The organism is Aquipuribacter hungaricus, from assembly GCF_037860755.1.
Classification (GTDB): Bacteria; Actinomycetota; Actinomycetes; order Actinomycetales; family JBBAYJ01; genus Aquipuribacter; species Aquipuribacter hungaricus.
The window spans coordinates 14,422-31,213 of sequence record NZ_JBBEOI010000020.1 but is presented as its reverse complement, the minus strand read 5'-3'; the positions used below and the strand labels follow the sequence as shown (position 1 = coordinate 31,213).

Annotated in this window: 17 protein-coding genes; 10 read left to right on the top strand and 7 right to left on the bottom strand. The window is 76.1% G+C overall.

What is annotated here, in order from left to right:
* Positions 1–915, bottom strand: a 915-nt coding sequence (locus WCS02_RS05020) for a DUF4397 domain-containing protein (RefSeq protein WP_340290610.1), incomplete at its 3' end; no start/stop codon positions are given.
* A 258-nt stretch (positions 916–1,173) separates the two neighbouring features.
* On the opposite strand from WCS02_RS05020, the gene WCS02_RS05015 reads away from it, so the two are divergent.
* Both WCS02_RS05015 and WCS02_RS05010 read left to right on the top strand, forming a co-directional pair.
* On the top strand, positions 1,174–1,398 hold the full coding sequence (locus WCS02_RS05015) for a hypothetical protein (RefSeq protein ID WP_340290608.1): 225 nt from the start codon (positions 1,174–1,176) through the stop codon (positions 1,396–1,398).
* 2 nt (positions 1,399–1,400) lie between these two features.
* Positions 1,401–2,102, top strand: coding sequence for an OmpA family protein (locus tag WCS02_RS05010; protein WP_340290606.1), 702 nt, complete (start codon positions 1,401–1,403; stop codon positions 2,100–2,102).
* A gap of 13 nt (positions 2,103–2,115) precedes the next feature.
* Here WCS02_RS05010 and WCS02_RS05005 read toward each other — a convergent pair whose 3' ends face one another.
* Positions 2,116–3,213 (bottom strand): iron-siderophore ABC transporter substrate-binding protein, encoded by a 1,098-nt coding sequence (locus tag WCS02_RS05005; RefSeq protein WP_340290604.1) that lies wholly within the window; start codon positions 3,211–3,213, stop codon positions 2,116–2,118.
* Positions 3,214–3,387: 174 nt separating this feature from the next.
* Positions 3,388–3,684 (bottom strand): hypothetical protein, encoded by a 297-nt coding sequence (locus WCS02_RS05000; RefSeq protein WP_340290602.1) that lies wholly within the window; start codon positions 3,682–3,684, stop codon positions 3,388–3,390.
* A gap of 184 nt (positions 3,685–3,868) precedes the next feature.
* Here WCS02_RS05000 and WCS02_RS04995 point away from each other — a divergent pair, with 184 nt between their 5' ends.
* The 4 genes from WCS02_RS04995 to WCS02_RS04980 all read left to right on the top strand — a co-directional run bounded on the left by WCS02_RS04995 (position 3,869) and on the right by WCS02_RS04980 (position 8,867).
* The gene (locus WCS02_RS04995; RefSeq protein WP_340290599.1) at positions 3,869–5,110 is read left to right on the top strand and encodes a glycosyltransferase family 4 protein; all 1,242 of its coding nucleotides are present in this window, start codon (positions 3,869–3,871) and stop codon (positions 5,108–5,110) included.
* Positions 5,107–6,207, top strand: a complete 1,101-nt coding sequence (locus WCS02_RS04990; protein ID WP_340290597.1) for a SigB/SigF/SigG family RNA polymerase sigma factor — start codon at positions 5,107–5,109, stop codon at positions 6,205–6,207. Before WCS02_RS04995 ends, WCS02_RS04990 begins: the two co-directional genes overlap by 4 nt.
* Before the next feature lie 42 nt (positions 6,208–6,249).
* Complete coding sequence (locus tag WCS02_RS04985; protein ID WP_340290594.1) at positions 6,250–7,614, top strand: cytochrome P450; 1,365 nt, start codon at positions 6,250–6,252, stop codon at positions 7,612–7,614.
* 77 nt (positions 7,615–7,691) lie between these two features.
* Positions 7,692–8,867 (top strand): alcohol dehydrogenase catalytic domain-containing protein, encoded by a 1,176-nt coding sequence (locus WCS02_RS04980; protein ID WP_340290591.1) that lies wholly within the window; start codon positions 7,692–7,694, stop codon positions 8,865–8,867.
* 5 nt (positions 8,868–8,872) lie between these two features.
* On the opposite strand, the gene WCS02_RS04975 is transcribed toward WCS02_RS04980, so the two are convergent.
* From WCS02_RS04975 to WCS02_RS04960, 4 genes are all read right to left on the bottom strand, one after another.
* A complete protein-coding gene (locus tag WCS02_RS04975; RefSeq protein WP_340290588.1) occupies positions 8,873–10,537 on the bottom strand; it encodes an amidohydrolase in 1,665 nt (554 codons plus the stop codon).
* 40 nt (positions 10,538–10,577) lie between these two features.
* A complete protein-coding gene (locus WCS02_RS04970; RefSeq protein WP_340290585.1) occupies positions 10,578–11,222 on the bottom strand; it encodes a response regulator in 645 nt (214 codons plus the stop codon).
* Positions 11,223–12,078: 856 nt separating this feature from the next.
* A complete protein-coding gene (locus tag WCS02_RS04965) occupies positions 12,079–13,383 on the bottom strand; it encodes a putative manganese transporter (RefSeq protein ID WP_340290582.1) in 1,305 nt (434 codons plus the stop codon).
* A 147-nt stretch (positions 13,384–13,530) separates the two neighbouring features.
* A complete protein-coding gene (locus WCS02_RS04960; protein WP_340290580.1) occupies positions 13,531–14,400 on the bottom strand; it encodes a manganese catalase in 870 nt (289 codons plus the stop codon).
* A 159-nt stretch (positions 14,401–14,559) separates the two neighbouring features.
* Between WCS02_RS04960 and WCS02_RS04955 the strand changes: the two genes are divergently transcribed.
* The 4 genes from WCS02_RS04955 to WCS02_RS04940 all read left to right on the top strand — a co-directional run bounded on the left by WCS02_RS04955 (position 14,560) and on the right by WCS02_RS04940 (position 16,673).
* Positions 14,560–14,820 carry a DUF2795 domain-containing protein gene (locus tag WCS02_RS04955; protein ID WP_340290578.1) on the top strand — a complete coding sequence of 87 codons (261 nt, stop codon included), beginning with the start codon at positions 14,560–14,562 and terminating at the stop codon, positions 14,818–14,820.
* Between the two features lie 140 nt (positions 14,821–14,960).
* Positions 14,961–15,617, top strand: a complete 657-nt coding sequence (locus WCS02_RS04950) for a hypothetical protein (protein ID WP_340290576.1) — start codon at positions 14,961–14,963, stop codon at positions 15,615–15,617.
* Positions 15,604–16,086: a phage holin family protein gene (locus WCS02_RS04945; protein WP_340290573.1), complete on the top strand. Its 483-nt coding sequence runs from the start codon at positions 15,604–15,606 to the stop codon at positions 16,084–16,086. Before WCS02_RS04950 ends, WCS02_RS04945 begins: the two co-directional genes overlap by 14 nt.
* Complete coding sequence (locus WCS02_RS04940) at positions 16,050–16,673, top strand: DUF3618 domain-containing protein (RefSeq protein ID WP_340290570.1); 624 nt, start codon at positions 16,050–16,052, stop codon at positions 16,671–16,673. Before WCS02_RS04945 ends, WCS02_RS04940 begins: the two co-directional genes overlap by 37 nt.
* Positions 16,674–16,792: the final 119 nt, after the last annotated feature.

Sequence of the window (16,792 nt, the reverse complement as noted above, 5' to 3'; positions counted from 1 at the left end):
GGCGACGCCGCGCCCGCGCAGGGCGGCCAGCGTGAGCAGCAGCAGGCCGAGCGCCGCGGTGGCGGCGAGGACCACGGCGGGGGCGGTCGAGGGGGCGGCGTCGTCGGCGAGGCCGCCGAAGCCGGTGGCGGCACCGCCGACGGGGGCGGTGCCCATGCCGACGGCGTCGACGACGGGCTGCACGGCGAGGCTGCCGCCGCTGGAGTCGAGGACGAGCAGCGTGTAGACGGTGCCCGGGTCCAGGGTCAGGGCGGTGCTGCCGCTGGCCGAGGCGCCGCGGGCGCTGATGGTCCAGCTGCCCGCGGGGGCGGCGGCGTACGAGGTCGGCTGGCCGAGCGCCGCGCCCTGCGCGAGGACGGGGCCGCCCTCGGCCTGGACGTCGACGGTGGGGGCCGCGAGGGAGGCGGGGAGCAGGCGGACCTTGGCGGTGCCCTGGGCGGGCGGCGTGAGGTCGTCGACGAGCCGCTCGAGGCGGGGCGCGTCCTTGGTCCCGAGCCCGGCGACCGTGTACGCCGCGCCCGGCTCCAGGTCGATGGTGAGGCTGAGCAGGGCGGGCTCGCTGACCGGCGTGCCGGCCGGGCGCACGCTCACGGCGTAGGAGCCGGCGGGGACGGGCCCGTACTGGCCGACCGCGCCGTAGGCCGCGGTGGTCTCCAGCAGGGGCTTGTCCTCGGCCGGCGTCGTGCCGCCCTCGTCGGTGAACGGCGACAGCCGGATGTCCATGGCGCCCAGGTCGGGGACCAGGTGCGCGGGCCGCAGCCATGCCGGCTCCGCCCCGCCCGACGCGGAGGCCGCGGGGGCCCCGACGAGCAGGGAGGCGAGCACCGCCAGCGCCAGCGCCAGGGCGGCCGGGCGGGCCGGGGCCCGTCGCGGGGAGGGGGTGGAGGGGCTGGTCGTCGTGCGCGTGCTGGTCATGGTCGCTCCGGGCTCGGCGGGGGTCCTGACCGTGACTGTACGTCGCCGCCCGGGACGTGGCACGGTCCCGCAGACCCCGCACCCCGCCCCCCGGTGACGACGACCCACCCGGTGTGCTGCCCCCGTCACGGGCGGTGAGGAGAGGGCCGCTGGAGGAGCGGCGGCGGGGCCGGTCGCGTCCCTGCCCGCGGCCGTCGGACGACGGGCCCGCCCGTGGGGGACCATCATCCGTCTGAGCCAGTCCTCGAAGGGGGTCCCATGTCCACCGGTGCGGCCGCGCTGCTGCCCGCTCTGCTCACGCTGCTGGCGTTCGTCGGCGGGGTGGTCGTCGGCTACCTGTGGTGGGGGCGCCGCTGGGTGTCGGCGAGGCTGACCAAGGCCGAGGCGCTGTCGCTGCTCGAGGGCCACCTCGAGGAGGACCTGCGCGCGCGGGACGCCGAGATCGCCCGGCTGCGCCAGGAGCTGCGCGGCGGGGAGGTCTGACGGTGCCCGCGGACGGCGGGGGCGCGCGGTACCACGAGCCCCGGGACCGGTCGCCTGTCCCCGCGGTCCTCGTGGGGGCGCTCGTCGTCGTCACGCTCGTGTCCGCGCAGGTGTCGGTCGCCGGCGGGGGCGGGACCGCCGGCACCGTCGCGGCCGGCCAGGAACAGGCAGAGACGCAGCAGACCGGCCAGGCGCAGCCGGACCAGGGACAGCCGGCCCCCGACCAGACGGGCCTGGAGCAGACGGACCAGGCCGAACCGACCCAGGAGGAGACGGGCGAGGCCGGGCCGAGCGGGGAGCAGACGGGTCCCGCCTCGCCCGGTGCCACGGACGACGCCACGGACGAGGCCACCGACGCGGCCACCGAGGACACCACCGGCCTGCCCCGGCCGGTCGAGGTGACCTTCGAGGTCGGCTCCGACGAGCCCGCGGGCGACGCGGAGGCCCTGCTGCGCCCGTTGGTGGAGGCCCTGCTGGACGACCCCTCGGCGCGCGTGCGCGTCGTCGGCCACGCCTCGCCGAGCAACGACCCGGTGCTGGAGGAGCAGCTGTCGCTCCGGCGGGCGGAGACCGTGCTCGACGTGCTCGCCGACGAGGGCCTGCCGGCCGGCCGCGCGGACGTCGTCGCGGCCGGCTCGACCCAGGCGGGCCGGTCGGTCTCGGGGACCGACCGGCGCGTCACCGTGGAGGTCGTCCCGGGCTGAGCCCGGGGGCGGGTCAGCGGCCGAGCAGCTCCGCCGAGGGGACGGCGGTGGCCGGGTCGCCGTCGACCGCGAGGGCGAGCTCGGGCACCAGCTGCTCGAGCGCCTCGGGGATGCTCAGCGGGCTGGAGAACGACAGCGCCCCGCTCAGCTCGGCGTCGGTGAGGACCTCGCGGCCCTCCTGGGCGGCCCGCAGCGTGGTGCGGGTCGGCAGCGCGGCGATGTTGCCGGCCTCGGCCTCGGAGCCGACGATCCAGACGAGCACGTCGGTGTCGAGCGTGGTGATCTGCTCGGGCGAGACGTTGAAGAAGAACGCGTCGCCGGCGAGCTCGTCGAACTCCGCGGGGGTCTCGAAGCCGAGGTCGCCCAGCAGGCGCGCGCGGGTGTCGGCCGAGGCGTAGCCGCCCGGCTGCCCGTCGAAGAGGAAGGCCGCCGCGGCGGTCCTGCCCTCGAACTCGGGGTGCTCCTCGCGGGCGGCAGCGATGAGCTCCTCGGTGTCGGCGACGACCTGCTCGGCCTCCGCCGTGCGGCCGAGCGCCTGGCCGGTGACCAGGGTCTTCTCCTGCCACGGCATGCCGTAGTCGGGGAAGTCGGCGGACTGGGCGACGGTCGGGGCGATCTGCGACAGCAGCTCGTAGTCCGAGGCGGTCATGCCGCTGGACAGCCCGACGATGAGGTCGGGCTCCAGGGCGGCGACGGCCTCGAAGTCCAGCTCGGCGCTGCTGAGCAGGGTGGGCTCGGCGTCGCCCAGCTCGTCGGTCGCCCAGGGCCACACACCCAGGGGCTGGTCGCCGTACCAGTCGCGGATGCCGACCGGGGTGACGCCGAGGGCGAGCAGGGTGTCCTGGTCGGTGAAGCCGACGGAGACGACCCGCTCGGGCTCCGCCTCGATCGTCGTCGTGCCGTGGACGTGCTCGATCTCGACGGGGAACCCCGCGGCGTCGGCACCTGCGCTGCTGTCGGGGCTGCTCGCGCCGGTGGCCGTGCCGGCCGCGGCGGTGTCCGGTGCGTCGGGGGTGTCGGCCCCCTCGGACCCGCAGGCGGCGAGGCCGACGGCCAGGGCGGTGACGGCGAGCAGGGCGGTGCGGGTGCTCGCGGTGCGCGTGCTTCTCATGACGTCCTCAGGGGTCGGGCCCGGACAGGCCGATTGCGGGGCGGGGAGCTGCCCTTAACGAGTGAGGGCAACCTAACCACACCGCGAGGGCATGCCGAGGCCCCCCCTCGGTGACGAGGGTCGGCAGGGGGGGGGCGACGTGCGCGGCCGGTGGTACCGGCCGCCCAGGACGCCTCAGTCCGGGGGCTCGACCCCACCCTCGGGGCGCGCGAGGTCGTCCGCGGTCAGCTGCGACGGGTCGTCGAGGCTGCCCGCCGGTGCCCCGCCCGTGACCACCTGGTCGCCGCCGGTCAGCCGGGCGCCGGGGTCGGTCTGCTCGCCCGCCACCTCGGCGGCGGGCAGGTCGCCGGCCTTGTCCGGGTCGGCCTCCGGCGGGTAGCCGGGCGTCGGACCGACGTCTGCGCTGCGGCCGCCTCCGGCCGGGAGGCTGGCGTCCTGGTGGTCGGGGCCGTCGTGGGTGGAGGCTGTCATCCGTCGCGGGTTCCCAGGGGCGTCCGGTCCTAACCACTTCGCGCGTGTCTGTCGGGGGGACGTCCGGACGGGTCGACATGCTCCGGTCCCCGGGGTAGACATGTCCGGTGGTGAGGCCCCCTGGGCCTGCCTACGGGCGCTCAAGCAGACGGCGCTCTCCTCCAGCGGATGCAAGGGCTGGACCATGACACTGACCCTTCTCATCGGGCCGGCGGACCTGCGCGCGCGCAGCGTCGCGGCCCACACCCTCATCGACGCGGGCGCGCTCCGTGACAGGCTCCGGAGCGCCGGGGTCGACGTGCAGCTGGTCTGCGCCTTCGACCCGTCCATCCTCTCCCCTGACCCCTCGGGCCTGGCCTTCCCCGTCCCGGACGTCGTCCTCGACGGTCCCGTGCGACCCTCCGACGCCCGCGCCGACGGCATCTCGTCCGCCGGGCAGCTGTCCAAGGAGCTGGCCCGGGTCGCCACCCGGGGCACCGTCCACGCGGTCGGCTGGCGTGCGACGGCCGTGGCCGTCACCGCGCGCAGCATCACCGGCGTCCCGGTCGTCGGGCACGCCGACCAGCTCCCCTCCGTGCCGGGCGACGACCGGGCGGACGGCAGCGTCATGGCCCGGCTCGGCTGGGCCAGCCTCGCGGCCGCCGACCACGTCGTCGTGGAGTCGGCGTGGGCGCGGTCGGTGGCTGCCCGCCGCGGCGTGCCGCTGCCCCTGACGACCGTGGTCGCCCCCGCGCTGGCCACGGTCCCCACGGGCACCGAGGTCACCCGGCGGCACAGCGACGACCCCGCGCTCGTCCTGTCCGTCGGGGACCCTGCGGACGTCGGCGCGCTCCGGCCGGTCGCCGAGGCCGTGCTCCACCACCCGGGCTCCCGCCTGCTCGTGGCCCGGGGCACCGGCCTGGACGAGCGGTGCGCGGCCCAGGTCAAGGAGCGGCTGCGGGAGCTGCCCGTCGTGCGGCGGCTCGGCAGCCGCTGCAAGGTCGCAGGTGCCCCGGCGGCGACCCTCTGCCGCGACGCGGACCTCGTCGTCGACGTGTCCGCCCGCCCCGGCCGGGGCCTCGGCGTGCTGTCCGCCATGTTCGACGCGCGCGCCGTCGTGGCCTCGTCCGTGGGCGGGGTCGACGAGCTCGTCGTGGAGGGGGTGACGGGGCTGCTCGTCGAGCCCCGCGACCGGATCCACACCCGTGACGCGGTCGGCGACCTGCTCCTGGACCCCTTCCGGCTCGAGGCCTACGGGCTCGCCGGCAGGGAGCGGGCAGAGGCGGTCTACGACCCGGAGCTCCTCGCCCAGCAGCTCCTGACCGTGCACCGTACGGTTCTGGGCGGCGCGCCCGCCGTCGTCGACCTCACCGACGGGGCGGACCGTGCCGGCCAGGCACAGGTCACGCACCTCCGGTCCCGGGTGCGGTCAGCGGTCAGCGCGTGAGCCGCCAGCGCACGACAGACCCCGGCACCCGGAGCGTGCCGCCCGTGCAGGTGCACGTGGTCGACCTCAGGACCAGCGACGACGGGAGCCACGTGGACGGCACTGCGGACGCAGGAGCACGCGAGGTGCTGCTCGACGGGCTCGACGGTCAGGCCTCGGCAGGGCTGGACGGGACCGGCGTGCTCGACCGGGCTGCCGCGCTGGACGGTGCAGGCGGGCTCGACGGCGCCGACCCCGTCGGCGCGGTCGACGGTCCCGGCGACGGGCCGGCCCCCGACGCTGCCGTCGCGGAGGACCCGTCCGCCGCCCCCGCCCCGGTCCGGCGACGGGACCAGCTGGCCGAGCAGACCTCGGTCCTGCTCACCAGGATCCACTCCGGCGAGGTCGACGACACCGAGCGCCAGCGCCTCGTCGACGAGATCGTCCTGCTCAACCTGCCCGTGGCCCGGTCGCTGGCCATGCGCTACCGCGAGCGCGGCGTCCCGCTCGAGGACCTCATGCAGGTCGCGGCGCTCGGCCTGGTCAAGGCCGCGCACGGGTTCGACGCCGAGCGGGGCAAGGACTTCATGGCCTACGCCGCCCCGACCATCACCGGGGAGATCAAGCGCCACTTCCGCGACACCGGCTGGGCCGTGCGCCCTCCCCGGCGGCTGCAGGAGCTGCGCACCCGGGTCGCCACCATGAGCCAGTCGCTGTCGCAGGACAGCGGCCGTTCCCCGACGGTCAAGGAGCTCGCCAAGGCGCTGGAGGTCTCGGAGGAGGACGTCGTCGAGGCCATGGTGTCGAGCAACGGCTACGCCACGAGCTCCCTCGACGCGCCGCCGGACGGCGAGAGCGGCTCGTGGGCGGACACGGTCGCGGACCCGGACACCACGCTCGCCCTCACCCCGGACCGGCTCGCGCTGCAGCAGACGCTCGCCAAGCTGCCGGAGCGCGAGCGGCGGATCCTCGCCCTCCGCTTCTTCGCGGACAAGACCCAGTCGGAGATCGGCGCGGAGATCGGCGTCACGCAGATGCAGGTGTCGCGCCTGCTGAGCCGCGCGCTCATGCGGCTGCGGGAGCAGCTGGAGGAGGAGCCGGGCTCGGGCAGGCCCTGAGCCCCCCGTTTCGCGGCGGGGGCGACGGGTACCCCCTGCCCCATGAGCCTGCTCCCCCCGGCGACCGTCCCCGCCGCCGCGGTCCCCGACCTGAGGACCGCCGAGGTCCCCCGGCTCCGCACGCCCACGGTGGTGCAGGGGCTGGCGTTCCACCGGGACCCGTACCGGTTCCTGCTCGGCGCGACCGCCCGCCACGGTGACGTCGTCGGGGTGGACCTGCCCGTCTCGGGCCCGGCGGTCGTCGTCGCCGCGCCGGAGGACGTCGAGCGGCTCACGTCCGTCTCGGCGTCGGTCGCCAGGGCGGGCCAGGGACGCCGGCACGTGCTCGGCATGGTGTCGCCCGCGTCGGTTCTGGGCTCCGACCCGCCCGAGCACGCCCTCCTGCGCGGCCGCGTGGCCCCGGCCTTCGACCCCGCCCGGGTGGCGCGGCTGTCGGAGGAGGTCGACCGGGTCGTGCGGCAGCACCTGCGCGCCTGGCCCCGCGACCGGCCGACCCGCCTCGTCGAGCGCTGCCGGGTGCTCGCCGACCACGTGTTCGCCCTCGTCATGCTCGGCATCACCGACGAGGTCCGCGGCCCCGCCCTGGCCCGCGCCGTGCGCGCGATGCTGGCCACGCCCGGCAACCCGCCGCTGCCGCCGCCGTCGCCCGACGACGGTGCTCTCGGTGCTGTCGCGCAGGTCCTCTACGACCGCCGGACCGCGCCCGTCGAGCGGCTGCTGCTCGCGGAGGTCGCCGAGCGCCGCTGGGGCCTGCACCGCGCCCCGACCGACGCCTCGGCCCTGCTCGACGGCCAGGACGTCATCTCCTGCGTGCTCGACGAGGGCCCGCAGGGCGACCGGGCGCTGCTGGACCAGCTGGTCCCGCTCGTCGTCGCCGGGCAGGAGCCGCCGGCCATGGGGCTGACCTGGGTGCTGGACCGGCTCGCCCGCGAGGAGGGCCGTGCCGCCTCGCTCGCCGGGGACGACCCGGGCGCCCGCGAGGGCCGCGACCGCTTCGTCGCCGAGGCGCTGCGGGTGCGGCCGCCCGTGCACTCCCTGCTGCGCGACCTCCGGGAGCCGGTCGAGGTGTCCGGCACGCGGCTGGAGGCGGGGACCACCGTCATGCTGCCCATGGTCCTCACCCACGCCGACCCCCGGACCTTCACCGACCCCGGCACGTTCCGCCCCGAGCGGTGGGGGTCCCTGCCCGAGCAGCCCGACGGCTACCGGCCGTTCGGGGCCGGGGCCCACCGCTGCATCGGGGAGCCGCTCGCGCGGCTGCTCCTGGACCGGGCGGTCGCCGCGGCCGCCGAGGAGGTCCGCCTGGTGCCGCTGCTGCCCAGGACCGAGCGGATGGTCGTCCGCGCCACCGTCACCGCCCCCGTGCACGGCGCGCCCGTCATGGTCCGCGCCCGCCCAGGGACCTAGGCCGACCCCAGCGCACCCGGCTGCACCCGGCCCCGCCCACAGCACGCCTCGTCACCCACTACCGACTGGAGCTCCGCATGAAGGCACTCACCTGGCACGGCACCGAGGACGTCCGCGTCGACGACGTCCCCGACGCGCGCCTGCAGGACCCGACCGACTGCGTCGTCCGCATCACGAGCACGGGGCTCTGCGGGTCTGACCTGCACCTGTACTCGGTGCTCGGCGCGTTCATCGGCGAGGGCGACATCCTCGGCCACGAGCCCATGGGCATCGTGGAGGAGGTGGGGTCCGAGGTCCGCGACCTCACGGTCGGGCAGCGCGTCGTCGTCCCGTTCAACGTCTCCTGCGGCACCTGCTTCACCTGCACCTCGGGCCTGCACAGCCAGTGCGAGACCACGCAGCAGCGCGAGCACGGCACCGGGGCGGCGCTCTTCGGCTACACCAAGCTCTACGGGCAGGTCCCGGGCGGGCAGGCCGAGGCGCTGCGCGTGCCGTTCGCCGACACCCTGCCGATCCGGGTGCCGGACGGCCCCGCCGACGACCGCTTCGTCTACCTGTCCGACGTCCTGCCGACCGCGTGGCAGGCCGTGCAGTACTCCGGCGTGCAGCCCGGGCAGAGCCTCGTCGTCCTGGGCCTCGGCCCGATCGGCGACATGTGCACCCGGATCGCCCAGCACCTCGGCGTCGAGCAGGTCATCGGCGTCGACCTGCAGCCCGACCGCCTGGTCCGGGCCCGCGACCACGGCGTCACCGCGCTCGCCCTCGACGGCGACCTCGTCGCGCAGGTCCAGGGCCTGACCGAGGGCCGCGGGCCCCACGCCGTCATCGACGCCGTCGGCATGGAGGCCCACGGCTCGCCCGGCGCGGAGAACATCCAGAAGGCCGTCACGCTGCTGCCGGACGCCGTCGCCGCCCCGCTCATGCGCAAGGCCGGCGTCGACCGGCTCCACGCGCTGCACCTGGCGATCGAGCTCGTCCGTCGCGGCGGCACCGTGTCGCTGTCCGGCGTCTACGCCGGCTCGCAGGACCCGATGCCGATGTTCACCATGTTCGACAAGCAGATCACCGTGCGGATGGGCCAGGCCAACGTCCACCGCTGGGTCGACGACATCCTCCCGCTGCTCACCGACGCCGACCCGCTGGGCGTCGACAGCTTCGCCACCCACCACGTCCCCCTGTCGGAGGCGCCCGCCGCCTACGCGTCCTTCCAGAAGAAGGAGGACGGCATGGTGAAGGTCCTCTTCAGGCCCTGACCGGCTCAGGACGTGCGGCGTCCCGCGAGCCAGGTGCCGAGCACGGCGGTCGCCGCGATCTCCAGCGGGTCCACGGCCCGCGGGTCGGCCGACAGGTGCACCAGGTCGGCGACCGCGCCGGGCACGAGCGTCCCCCGCTCGTGCTCGGCGCCGGCCTGGTAGGCCACCCCCGCGGTGTAGGCGACCAGCGCCTCCTCGACGCCGACCCGCTCCCCGGGCACCCAGGTCTCTGCAGCCGGGTCCTCCAGCGGCACGCGGGTGACGACCACCTGCACGCCCTCGAGCGGCACGTGGCTGCTGACCGGCCAGTCCGAGCCGAACGACAGCCGCGCGCCCGCCGCGAGCAGCGAGGCCACCGGGTACTGCCGGCCGGTGCGCTCCGGTCCCAGCCGCGGGGCGGTGAGCTCGGTCTGCATGTCGTCCCAGGCGGCCCACAGCGGCTCGATGTTGGCGATGGTCCCGGTGGCGGCAAACCGGGGCAGGTCCGCCGGGTCGACGAGCTGGACGTGGGCGAGCACGGCGCGCCGGTCCGCGGGCGGCAGCGCGGCGAGGACGTCGAGGCCCTGCCGGACGGCCGCGTCGCCGATGACGTGCAGGTGGAGCCGGAACCCCGCGGCGTCGAAGGCGGCCACCGCGGCGGCCAGCTCCTCGGGGCGCCAGACCGGCATGCCGTGGGCCTGCGGCGACCCGGGGTCGACGTCCTCGTACGGCTCGAGCAGGGTCGCGGTCCCGCCCTCGACGACGCCGTCGACGAACACCTTGACCGTCCGGGCGCTGAGCAGGTCGTCGCCCAGCGCCTCCACGTCCGCGCGCACCCGCGCGAACGACGCGACCTGCTCCCGCCACGACGCGGGGTCGGCGCGCTGGGCCAGGTCCACCCGGACCGACAGCGCGCCCTCGGACACGGCGCGCAGGTAGACCGGGACCAGGTCGGGGTCGACCCACGCGTCCTGCGCCCACGTGATGCCCGCGGCCGCGAGCGCCGCGGTGGCCTCGCGCAGCGCCCGCACCCGGTCGGCCTCCGACGTCTCCGGCACGTGCCGCAGCACGAGGTCGCAGGCGTCCCACTCCCGCAGCGTCCCCAGCGGGGTGCCGTCGTCGCGGCGGACGACCCAGCCGACCTCGGGGTCGACCGTCGAGGCGTCGACCCCGCCGCGCCGCAGCGCCTCGCTGTTGCACCACACGGTGTGGTGGTCCGAGGCGTGCAGCACGACCGGGCGGTCGGGCACGGCCTCGTCGAGCCAGCGGGCGTCGAACTCCCCGGCCGGTGCCAGCGTCGGGTCGTACCGGTTGCCCACGACCCAGGCGGCGTCCGGGTGCGCGTCCGCCCAGCGGCCCACCTCGGCGACCACGTCGGCGACGCTGCGCAGCCCGGTGATCGCCGGGCCCTGGCGGGTGATGCCGCCGGAGTGCGGGTGCACGTGGCCGTCGCCGAACGCCGGCGAGAGCAGCCCGCCGGCCAGGTCGACGTCGTCGCGCGGCCCCGGCCAGCCGTGCGCCTCCGCGCCGAGGGCGACGACGCGGCCGTCGACCACCGCGAGGGCGTCGCTGTCCGGCAGGCCGGTGCCGCACCACACGGTCCCGCCCGAGAACACCGTCGCGCGCGGGGCGGGGTCGTCGGTGCGTGCACCGCTGCTGGTCGGGCTGGTGCTCTGGGGGCCGCTGCTCACCGGCGACACCGTGGCAGCGGCGGCGCGGGCCGTCCAGGGCTCAGCCCGAGTCGGCGAGCAGCCCGACCTGCCCGGCCAGCGTGGCGGCCTCCATCCGGGTGCTCACCCTCAGCGAGCGCAGCAGCGCGGCGGTCATCCGCTTGACCGAGCGCTCCGAGACATGGAGCTCGGTCGCGATCTGCGTGGTCGACCGGCCCTCCGCCAGGCGCCGCCACAGGTGGCGCTCGGCCCCGCCGAGCGCCCGGACCAGCTCGGGGTCCCCGCGCGCCGCGGTGAGCCGGTGCAGCAGCGCGGCCGGCACCACCGACCAGCCGTCGAGCACCGCCAGCAGCGGCGTGACGACCGCCTCGGGCTCGGTCGACTTGGGCAGGAACGCCTCGGCACCGGCCTCGAGCGCGGCCACCGCGAGGTCCTGGTCGTCCGAGCCGCTCATCGCCACCACCCGGCACGCGGGCAGCGCCCGCCGGATCGCGGCGATCGCCCGCAGCCCCCCGGGCTCCGGCATCATCAGGTCGACCAGCGCCAGGTCGGGGAGCTTGGAGCGGGCGTCGGAGCCGGCCAGCCGGGCCTCGGACGTCCAGCCCACCACCTCGACGCGGCCCTCGCTGGCCCCGGGCAGGAGCAGCTCGAGGCCGCGCGCGAACAGCGGGTGGTCGTCGACGACCAGCGTGCGCACCTGCGCCACCCGGGACCCCTTCCGTCGGCCTGGGACCTCCTACCCACCCGCGCCGCCCGCAAGCCCCGGCCCGCGACGGGCGCGGCGGGGATCGTGGCCCGCAGGGGCCAGGCCGGACCGGCATGGCGGGCGGGTGCCGGGGCAGACGGGCGCCATGGCGGAGCCGTTCCACCCCCTGCAGCCCGACGTCCTGCTGCGCGCCCTCACCCACGAGCTCGTCCCGCTCGTCACGACCCAGCGCGGGGTGCTGCGGCGGGCCGTGCTGCCGGCGGACGACCACCGTCCCGACCACCCCGGCACCGGTCGCGCGGCCGACCTGGACCTCGCGCTCGCGCTCGCCGACGACGTGGCCGCGGTCCTGCACCTGCTCGGCGGGATGGCCGCCGCATCGGGCCCGGTGCACCCGGCCCGGGCGTTCGCGTCGGTCGGCAGCGACCTGTGCCGTCGGCACCCCGGTGTCCGGGTCCGCCCGTCGCGGCTGGCCGCGCGCTGCCAGGTGGACGGCGTCCGCCTGGGGACCGTGCTGGACAACCTCGTCCGCAACGAGACCGAGCACGGCGGGTCGGTGCCGAGCGTGGACGGCGTCGTCCGGCGGCGGCGGCTCCTCGTCGACGTCCACCACCGAGGCCCGGTGCCGGCGCGGCTCGCGGCCGCGCTGCAGTCCCGCTCCGGCTCCCCGGAGCCCGGCGCCCGCGGCCTGGGCCTCTGGCTGGTCCGCTGCCTCGTGGGGCAGATGGGCGGGTCGACCGGCCTCGCGCAGGGCGCGGACGGCTGGTCGGTCCGCATCGTCCTGCCGCTGCGCCACGGCGCCGTCCAGCCGCTCCGGGCCCTGGTGCCCCACCGGGGCGACCGGTCGGGTGCTGGGTCAGCCCACGAGGACCACGGCGACCCCGCCGAGCACGAGCGCGGGGACGCTCGTCAGGGCGGTCACGCCGATCGCCGCCCGGCGGGCCAGCACCACCAGCGGGAGCAGGGCGTCGCCGTCCTGGGCGACCGCGTTGGCCAGCAGGCCGGGGAAGTCGACCGCGCCGTCCAGGTACAGGCCCACCCAGGCGATCTGGAAGCCGCAGCCGGGTAGCGCGCCCACCAGGGTGCCGACGACGACGGCGGCGAGGCCGGTGAGCCGGAGGCTGTCCGCGGCGGGGCCCGCCACGGCTCCGAGGACGGCCAGCAGCGCGTAGGCGCCGGCCACCCAGAGCACGACGAACGCCGCCTGCGCCGCCGCGGCCTCGAGGTTGCGGCCCAGCCCGGAGCCGGCCGGGGCGAAGACCCCGGTGCTCTCGGCGGGGCCGGTGGTCCGCAGCGCCCGGCGCCGCAGCAGCACGCCGGCGCAGGCGACGAAGCCCAGCAGGCCGACGACCCGCTGCCAGGCGAGCTCCGGTCCCGCCACGGCAGGGGAGGTGAGGCCGGTGACGGCGACCGCGGTCCCCGCGCCGGTCATGGTCCAGAACAGGACGAGCACGGACCCCAGGGCCGCCGGGCGCACCGGGGCGGGCCAGGTCCGGCGGGGACGCCGGGCGGAGATCTCGGCGCGCACGGCCGCGACCTCGGCGAGGACCTCGCCGACCGGCCAGCGGCGCAGCAGCGAGGTCGACCCCGCGCGGCGGGCGATGGCGGACCCGGGCACGGTGGCGGGGGCGTCCGCGGGGAGCGGCCCCCGGAGGTCGACCAGCGGCGCTGCGGTCGCGGCCGACGGGGCGACGGCCCCGGCGCCCACGAGGACCCGCGGCTCCGGCCGCAGGACCGGCACGGGCGGCACGTCGCAGGAGGACAGCAGGCCCGGCCGCCGGGCACGCAGGGCGTCGATGCCCAGCCCCAGGACGATGCCGAGCGACAGGACGACGACGTGCACGACGAGCGCGGCGCTCGGTGCTCCCGCCCACAGCGCCCAGGCCGAGTCGCCCGTGGTGGCCGTCAGCGTCGCGACGAGCGTGCCGAGGCTGACGTGCCCCCGGGCGAAGAGAGGGGTGACGACGAGGGCGCCGCTGCAGCCCGGCGTGATGCCGAGCAGCGCGCCGAGCACGGGGCCGAGCGAGGGGCGGCGCTGCAGCAGCGCGGCGACGCCCTGGCAGCGCGGCCCCAGCAGGCCGACGACGACGGCCACCAGGGCCAGGATCACGCCGACGTCCAGGAAGGCGTCGGACACCGCGACGAGCAGCAGGTCGGTCATCGGGGCTCCCGGGGCGAGGGGGTGGGTCGTGGGTCCAGGACCGAGGCCTGGGGGGTCGGGCCCCTGGGGGAAGGGGGCCTGGCGGCCCGTCCGGTCCGCCGCACCCGTGGGCGCGGCGGACCGGGACAGGTCGGAGGGTGCGGTGCCTCAGAGCAGGGCGTCCTTGGCCTTCTGCAGCAGGCTCGCGCCGTCCCCGTCGCCGGACCCCGTGCCGAACAGGCGCGGGTCGCCCGGGGGCAGGACGGGGACCGGGCCCTGGGCAGCGATGACCGACGAGGTCAGCGGGCCCTTGCCGTCGGGGCCGTCCTCGGCCGTCGCCCACAGGCCGTCCGTGGCCTTGTCGCCGTCGCTGGCGACGATGAACGTGCGGGCGAACTCCTCGTACTCCTCCTCCAGCGGGAAGGCCTCGGGCACGGGGATGCCGCCGAGCCCGTCCTCCTTAAGCTGCTCGATCGCGGCGAGCCACTGCATCTGGTGGTAGTGGTCCCGCGTGACGAGGAACTTGATGAGGTCCTTGACGCCCGGGTCGTCGGTCATGCCGTAGAGCCGCGCCACCTGCAGCCGGCCCTGCATCTCGGCCGTCGCGTTGAGGTAGAAGTCCGCCATGAGGTTGCCGCTGGCGGTGATGTAGGCCCCGGACCACGGCACGCCGTTGGAGTCCACGGGGTAGGCCCCGCCGCCGTTGGCGATGGTGTGCTGGGGGTTGCTGTGCGAGAACGGCGCGGACGTCCCGCCGATGCCCTCGGCCTCCTTGGGCGTGAGCGGCGAGACGTCGAGCAGCCGGTCGATCATCGTCGTGATCATCTCGACGTGGGCGAGCTCCTCCGTCCCGATCGACAGGAGCATGTCCTTGTACTTGCCGGGCAGGCGGCAGTTCCAGCCCTGGTACAGGTACTGCATCGCGACGGTCATCTCGCCCCACTTGCCGCCCAGGACCTCCTGGAAGCGGCGGGCGAAGGCGGGGTCGGGCCCGTCGGGCGAGGCGTCGAACTGCAGGTCCTTGACGTGGGTGAACACAGGAGGGCTCCTCTGGCTGGGTCGGCGTCGCCGGCTGGCGGCAGAGGGTGGGTGCCCCGCCCTGCTGGCCCCCTCGGGCCCCGGCGCGGCCCGTGGGGGACGGGTCTGCGGCACCCCCGGGCCGTGCATGACGGGACGCCGTCCGGGTAGGTCCCGCGCATGACCGAGAGCACCGACGACATCCGTCCGTCCCGCACCGACATCGAGGGCCGCAGCGAGATCGCGCGCTTCCTCGGCACGGGCGTCTGGCCCGCCGACCGCGACGCGCTCGTGGCCACGGCCGCCGAGAACGACGCGACGGACCGCGTGCTGTCCCAGCTGGGCTCGCTGCCCGAGGGCCGCACGTTCACCAACGTCCAGGACGTCGCCGTCGAGCTGGGCCTCGCCGAGCCGGAGCCCGAGGGCGCCGGCTCCGACTGACCCGTCACCACCCGTGACCGTCCGTGCTCTCCGCCGCGCCGGCGCCCGCCGCGCCGGGGGGGGAACGCATGAAATCCGGCAGCACGGGTAGTGATCACTTCGACAGCACGTGACCACGCACCGGAGCAGGAGGTACGCCCATGAACACGGTGCACGACACCACGAACGCCGCCAAGGACAAGGCCGCGGACCTGGGTTCGCAGGCAGCCGCCCAGGCCAAGAGCCAGGTCGACAGCCGCACCACCCAGGCCGGGGACCTCGTCCAGAACAAGGCCGAGGGCCTTCACCAGATGAGCGACCAGCTCCGCGACAAGGGTCAGGACGCCTTCGCCGGTGTCGCCGACCGGGTGGCCTCGTACACCGAGGACCTCGCGAAGTACCTGCGCGACGCGGACGCCGACAAGCTGCTCAACGACGTCGAGCGCGCTGCCCGCCAGCAGCCGTGGGCCGTCGCGGCCGGGGGCCTGCTCCTGGGCTTCGCCGCCTCGCGCTTCGTCAAGGCCAGCACCGACAGCCGCTCCACCTCGTCGTCCTCCACGGGCGCCGGCACCGACAGCGCGACCCCGTCGTCGATCGACCTGACGCAGGGCTACGCCGCGGGCACGACGACCGGCTACGAGTCGGACTACGACACGGACTACACCTCCGCGGGCGCCGCCGGTGGCCTTCCCACCGGCTACGAGCCCCTGGGCACGGACCTGCCCGCCGTGGACCCGCTGACCGCGGACGCCCCCCTGGGCGACCCGGACACGTACCCGTCCACCCCGTCCGGGAGCTACACCGATGGCAACCGCTGACCCTGGCTACTCCGGGACCGGTGCCTCCACGCACCAGGGTCCCGTGGGCGCCAGCGGGCACACCGCCGAGGAGCTCCGCCAGGAGTCCTTCGGGGAGCTGCTGAGCGGCCTCGCCTCCGACACCTCGCTCCTGGTCAAGCAGGAGATCGAGCTGGCCAAGGTCGAGGTCTCGGCCAAGGCGAAGAAGGCAGGCAAGGGCGCGGGCATGCTCGCCGGCGCCGCGATGGCCGGGCTGATGGCGCTCATCACGCTGACGCTGCTGCTGATCGTCATCTTCGACGCGTTCCTCGAGCTGTGGCTCGCGGCGCTCATCGTGCTCGTCATCTGGGCGGCCCTGGCCGCCGGGCTCGGGCTGACCGGCAAGAAGAAGCTCCAGGAGGCGGCACCGCCCGTCCCGGAGCAGACCACCCAGACTCTGAAGGAGGACGTCCAGTGGGCGAAGAACCCGACGCAATCCGCGCGGACATAGAAGAGACCCGTGCCCGGATGGGCGAGCGGGCCGAGGCGCTGGCCTACAAGGCCGACGTCCCTGCCCGGAGCAAGGACAAGGTGCACGACGTGACCGACACCATCAAGGAGAAGGTGACCTCCGTGACCGACAAGGTGACCGGCAAGGCGCACGACGCGACCAGCACCGTCAGCGACAAGGCCAGCGGCCTCACCGGCGCGGTGAGCGACAAGGCCCACGGTGTCACCGACACCGTCGCCGACAAGGCGCACGGCGTCGCCGACAAGGCGTCCAGCCTCAAGAACAAGGCCAAGAGCTCCGGCGGCCAGAAGTCCGGCCCCGGCGCGGCTGCCAAGGTCAAGGGCATCGCCCAGACCAACCCCCTCGGCCTGGCCGTCGGTGCGATCGCGGCCGGCTTCCTCGCCGGTCTCGCCGCTCCCTCGACGAAGATCGAGCAGGAGAAGCTTGCTCCCGTGGCGCACAAGGCCCGCGAGCAGGCCACCGAGAAGGCGTCGGAGCTGCAGGACAAGGTCAAGTCCAACGTCGTCGAGGCCGTCGTCGACAAGGTGACCAGCTCGACGAGCTCCTCGAGCAGCTCCAGCTCCTGACCCACCGCACTCCCGCACCACCGCACCACCCAGGGCCGTCCCCGACCACCAGGTCGGGGACGGCCCTCGTGCGTGGAGCTGCAGATCGTGGGAGCAGACCGGGTCGGGGGCCGCTCGTG

Bases quoted from the DNA above. Each gene is read 5' to 3' on its own strand.
- WCS02_RS05015 (WP_340290608.1), top strand. From the start codon at position 1,174: ATGTCCACCGGTGCGGCCGCGCTGCTGCCCGCTCTGCTCACGCTGCTG.
- WCS02_RS04950 (WP_340290576.1), top strand. From the start codon at position 14,961: ATGAACACGGTGCACGACACCACGAACGCCGCCAAGGACAAGGCCGCG.
- WCS02_RS04980 (WP_340290591.1), top strand. From the start codon at position 7,692: ATGAAGGCACTCACCTGGCACGGCACCGAGGACGTCCGCGTCGACGAC.
- WCS02_RS05000 (WP_340290602.1), bottom strand. From the start codon at position 3,684: ATGACAGCCTCCACCCACGACGGCCCCGACCACCAGGACGCCAGCCTC.
- WCS02_RS04965 (WP_340290582.1), bottom strand. From the start codon at position 13,383: ATGACCGACCTGCTGCTCGTCGCGGTGTCCGACGCCTTCCTGGACGTC.
- WCS02_RS04945 (WP_340290573.1), top strand. From the start codon at position 15,604: ATGGCAACCGCTGACCCTGGCTACTCCGGGACCGGTGCCTCCACGCAC.
- WCS02_RS04995 (WP_340290599.1), top strand. From the start codon at position 3,869: ATGACACTGACCCTTCTCATCGGGCCGGCGGACCTGCGCGCGCGCAGC.
- WCS02_RS04955 (WP_340290578.1), top strand. From the start codon at position 14,560: ATGACCGAGAGCACCGACGACATCCGTCCGTCCCGCACCGACATCGAG.
- WCS02_RS05005 (WP_340290604.1), bottom strand. From the start codon at position 3,213: ATGAGAAGCACGCGCACCGCGAGCACCCGCACCGCCCTGCTCGCCGTC.
- WCS02_RS04985 (WP_340290594.1), top strand. From the start codon at position 6,250: ATGAGCCTGCTCCCCCCGGCGACCGTCCCCGCCGCCGCGGTCCCCGAC.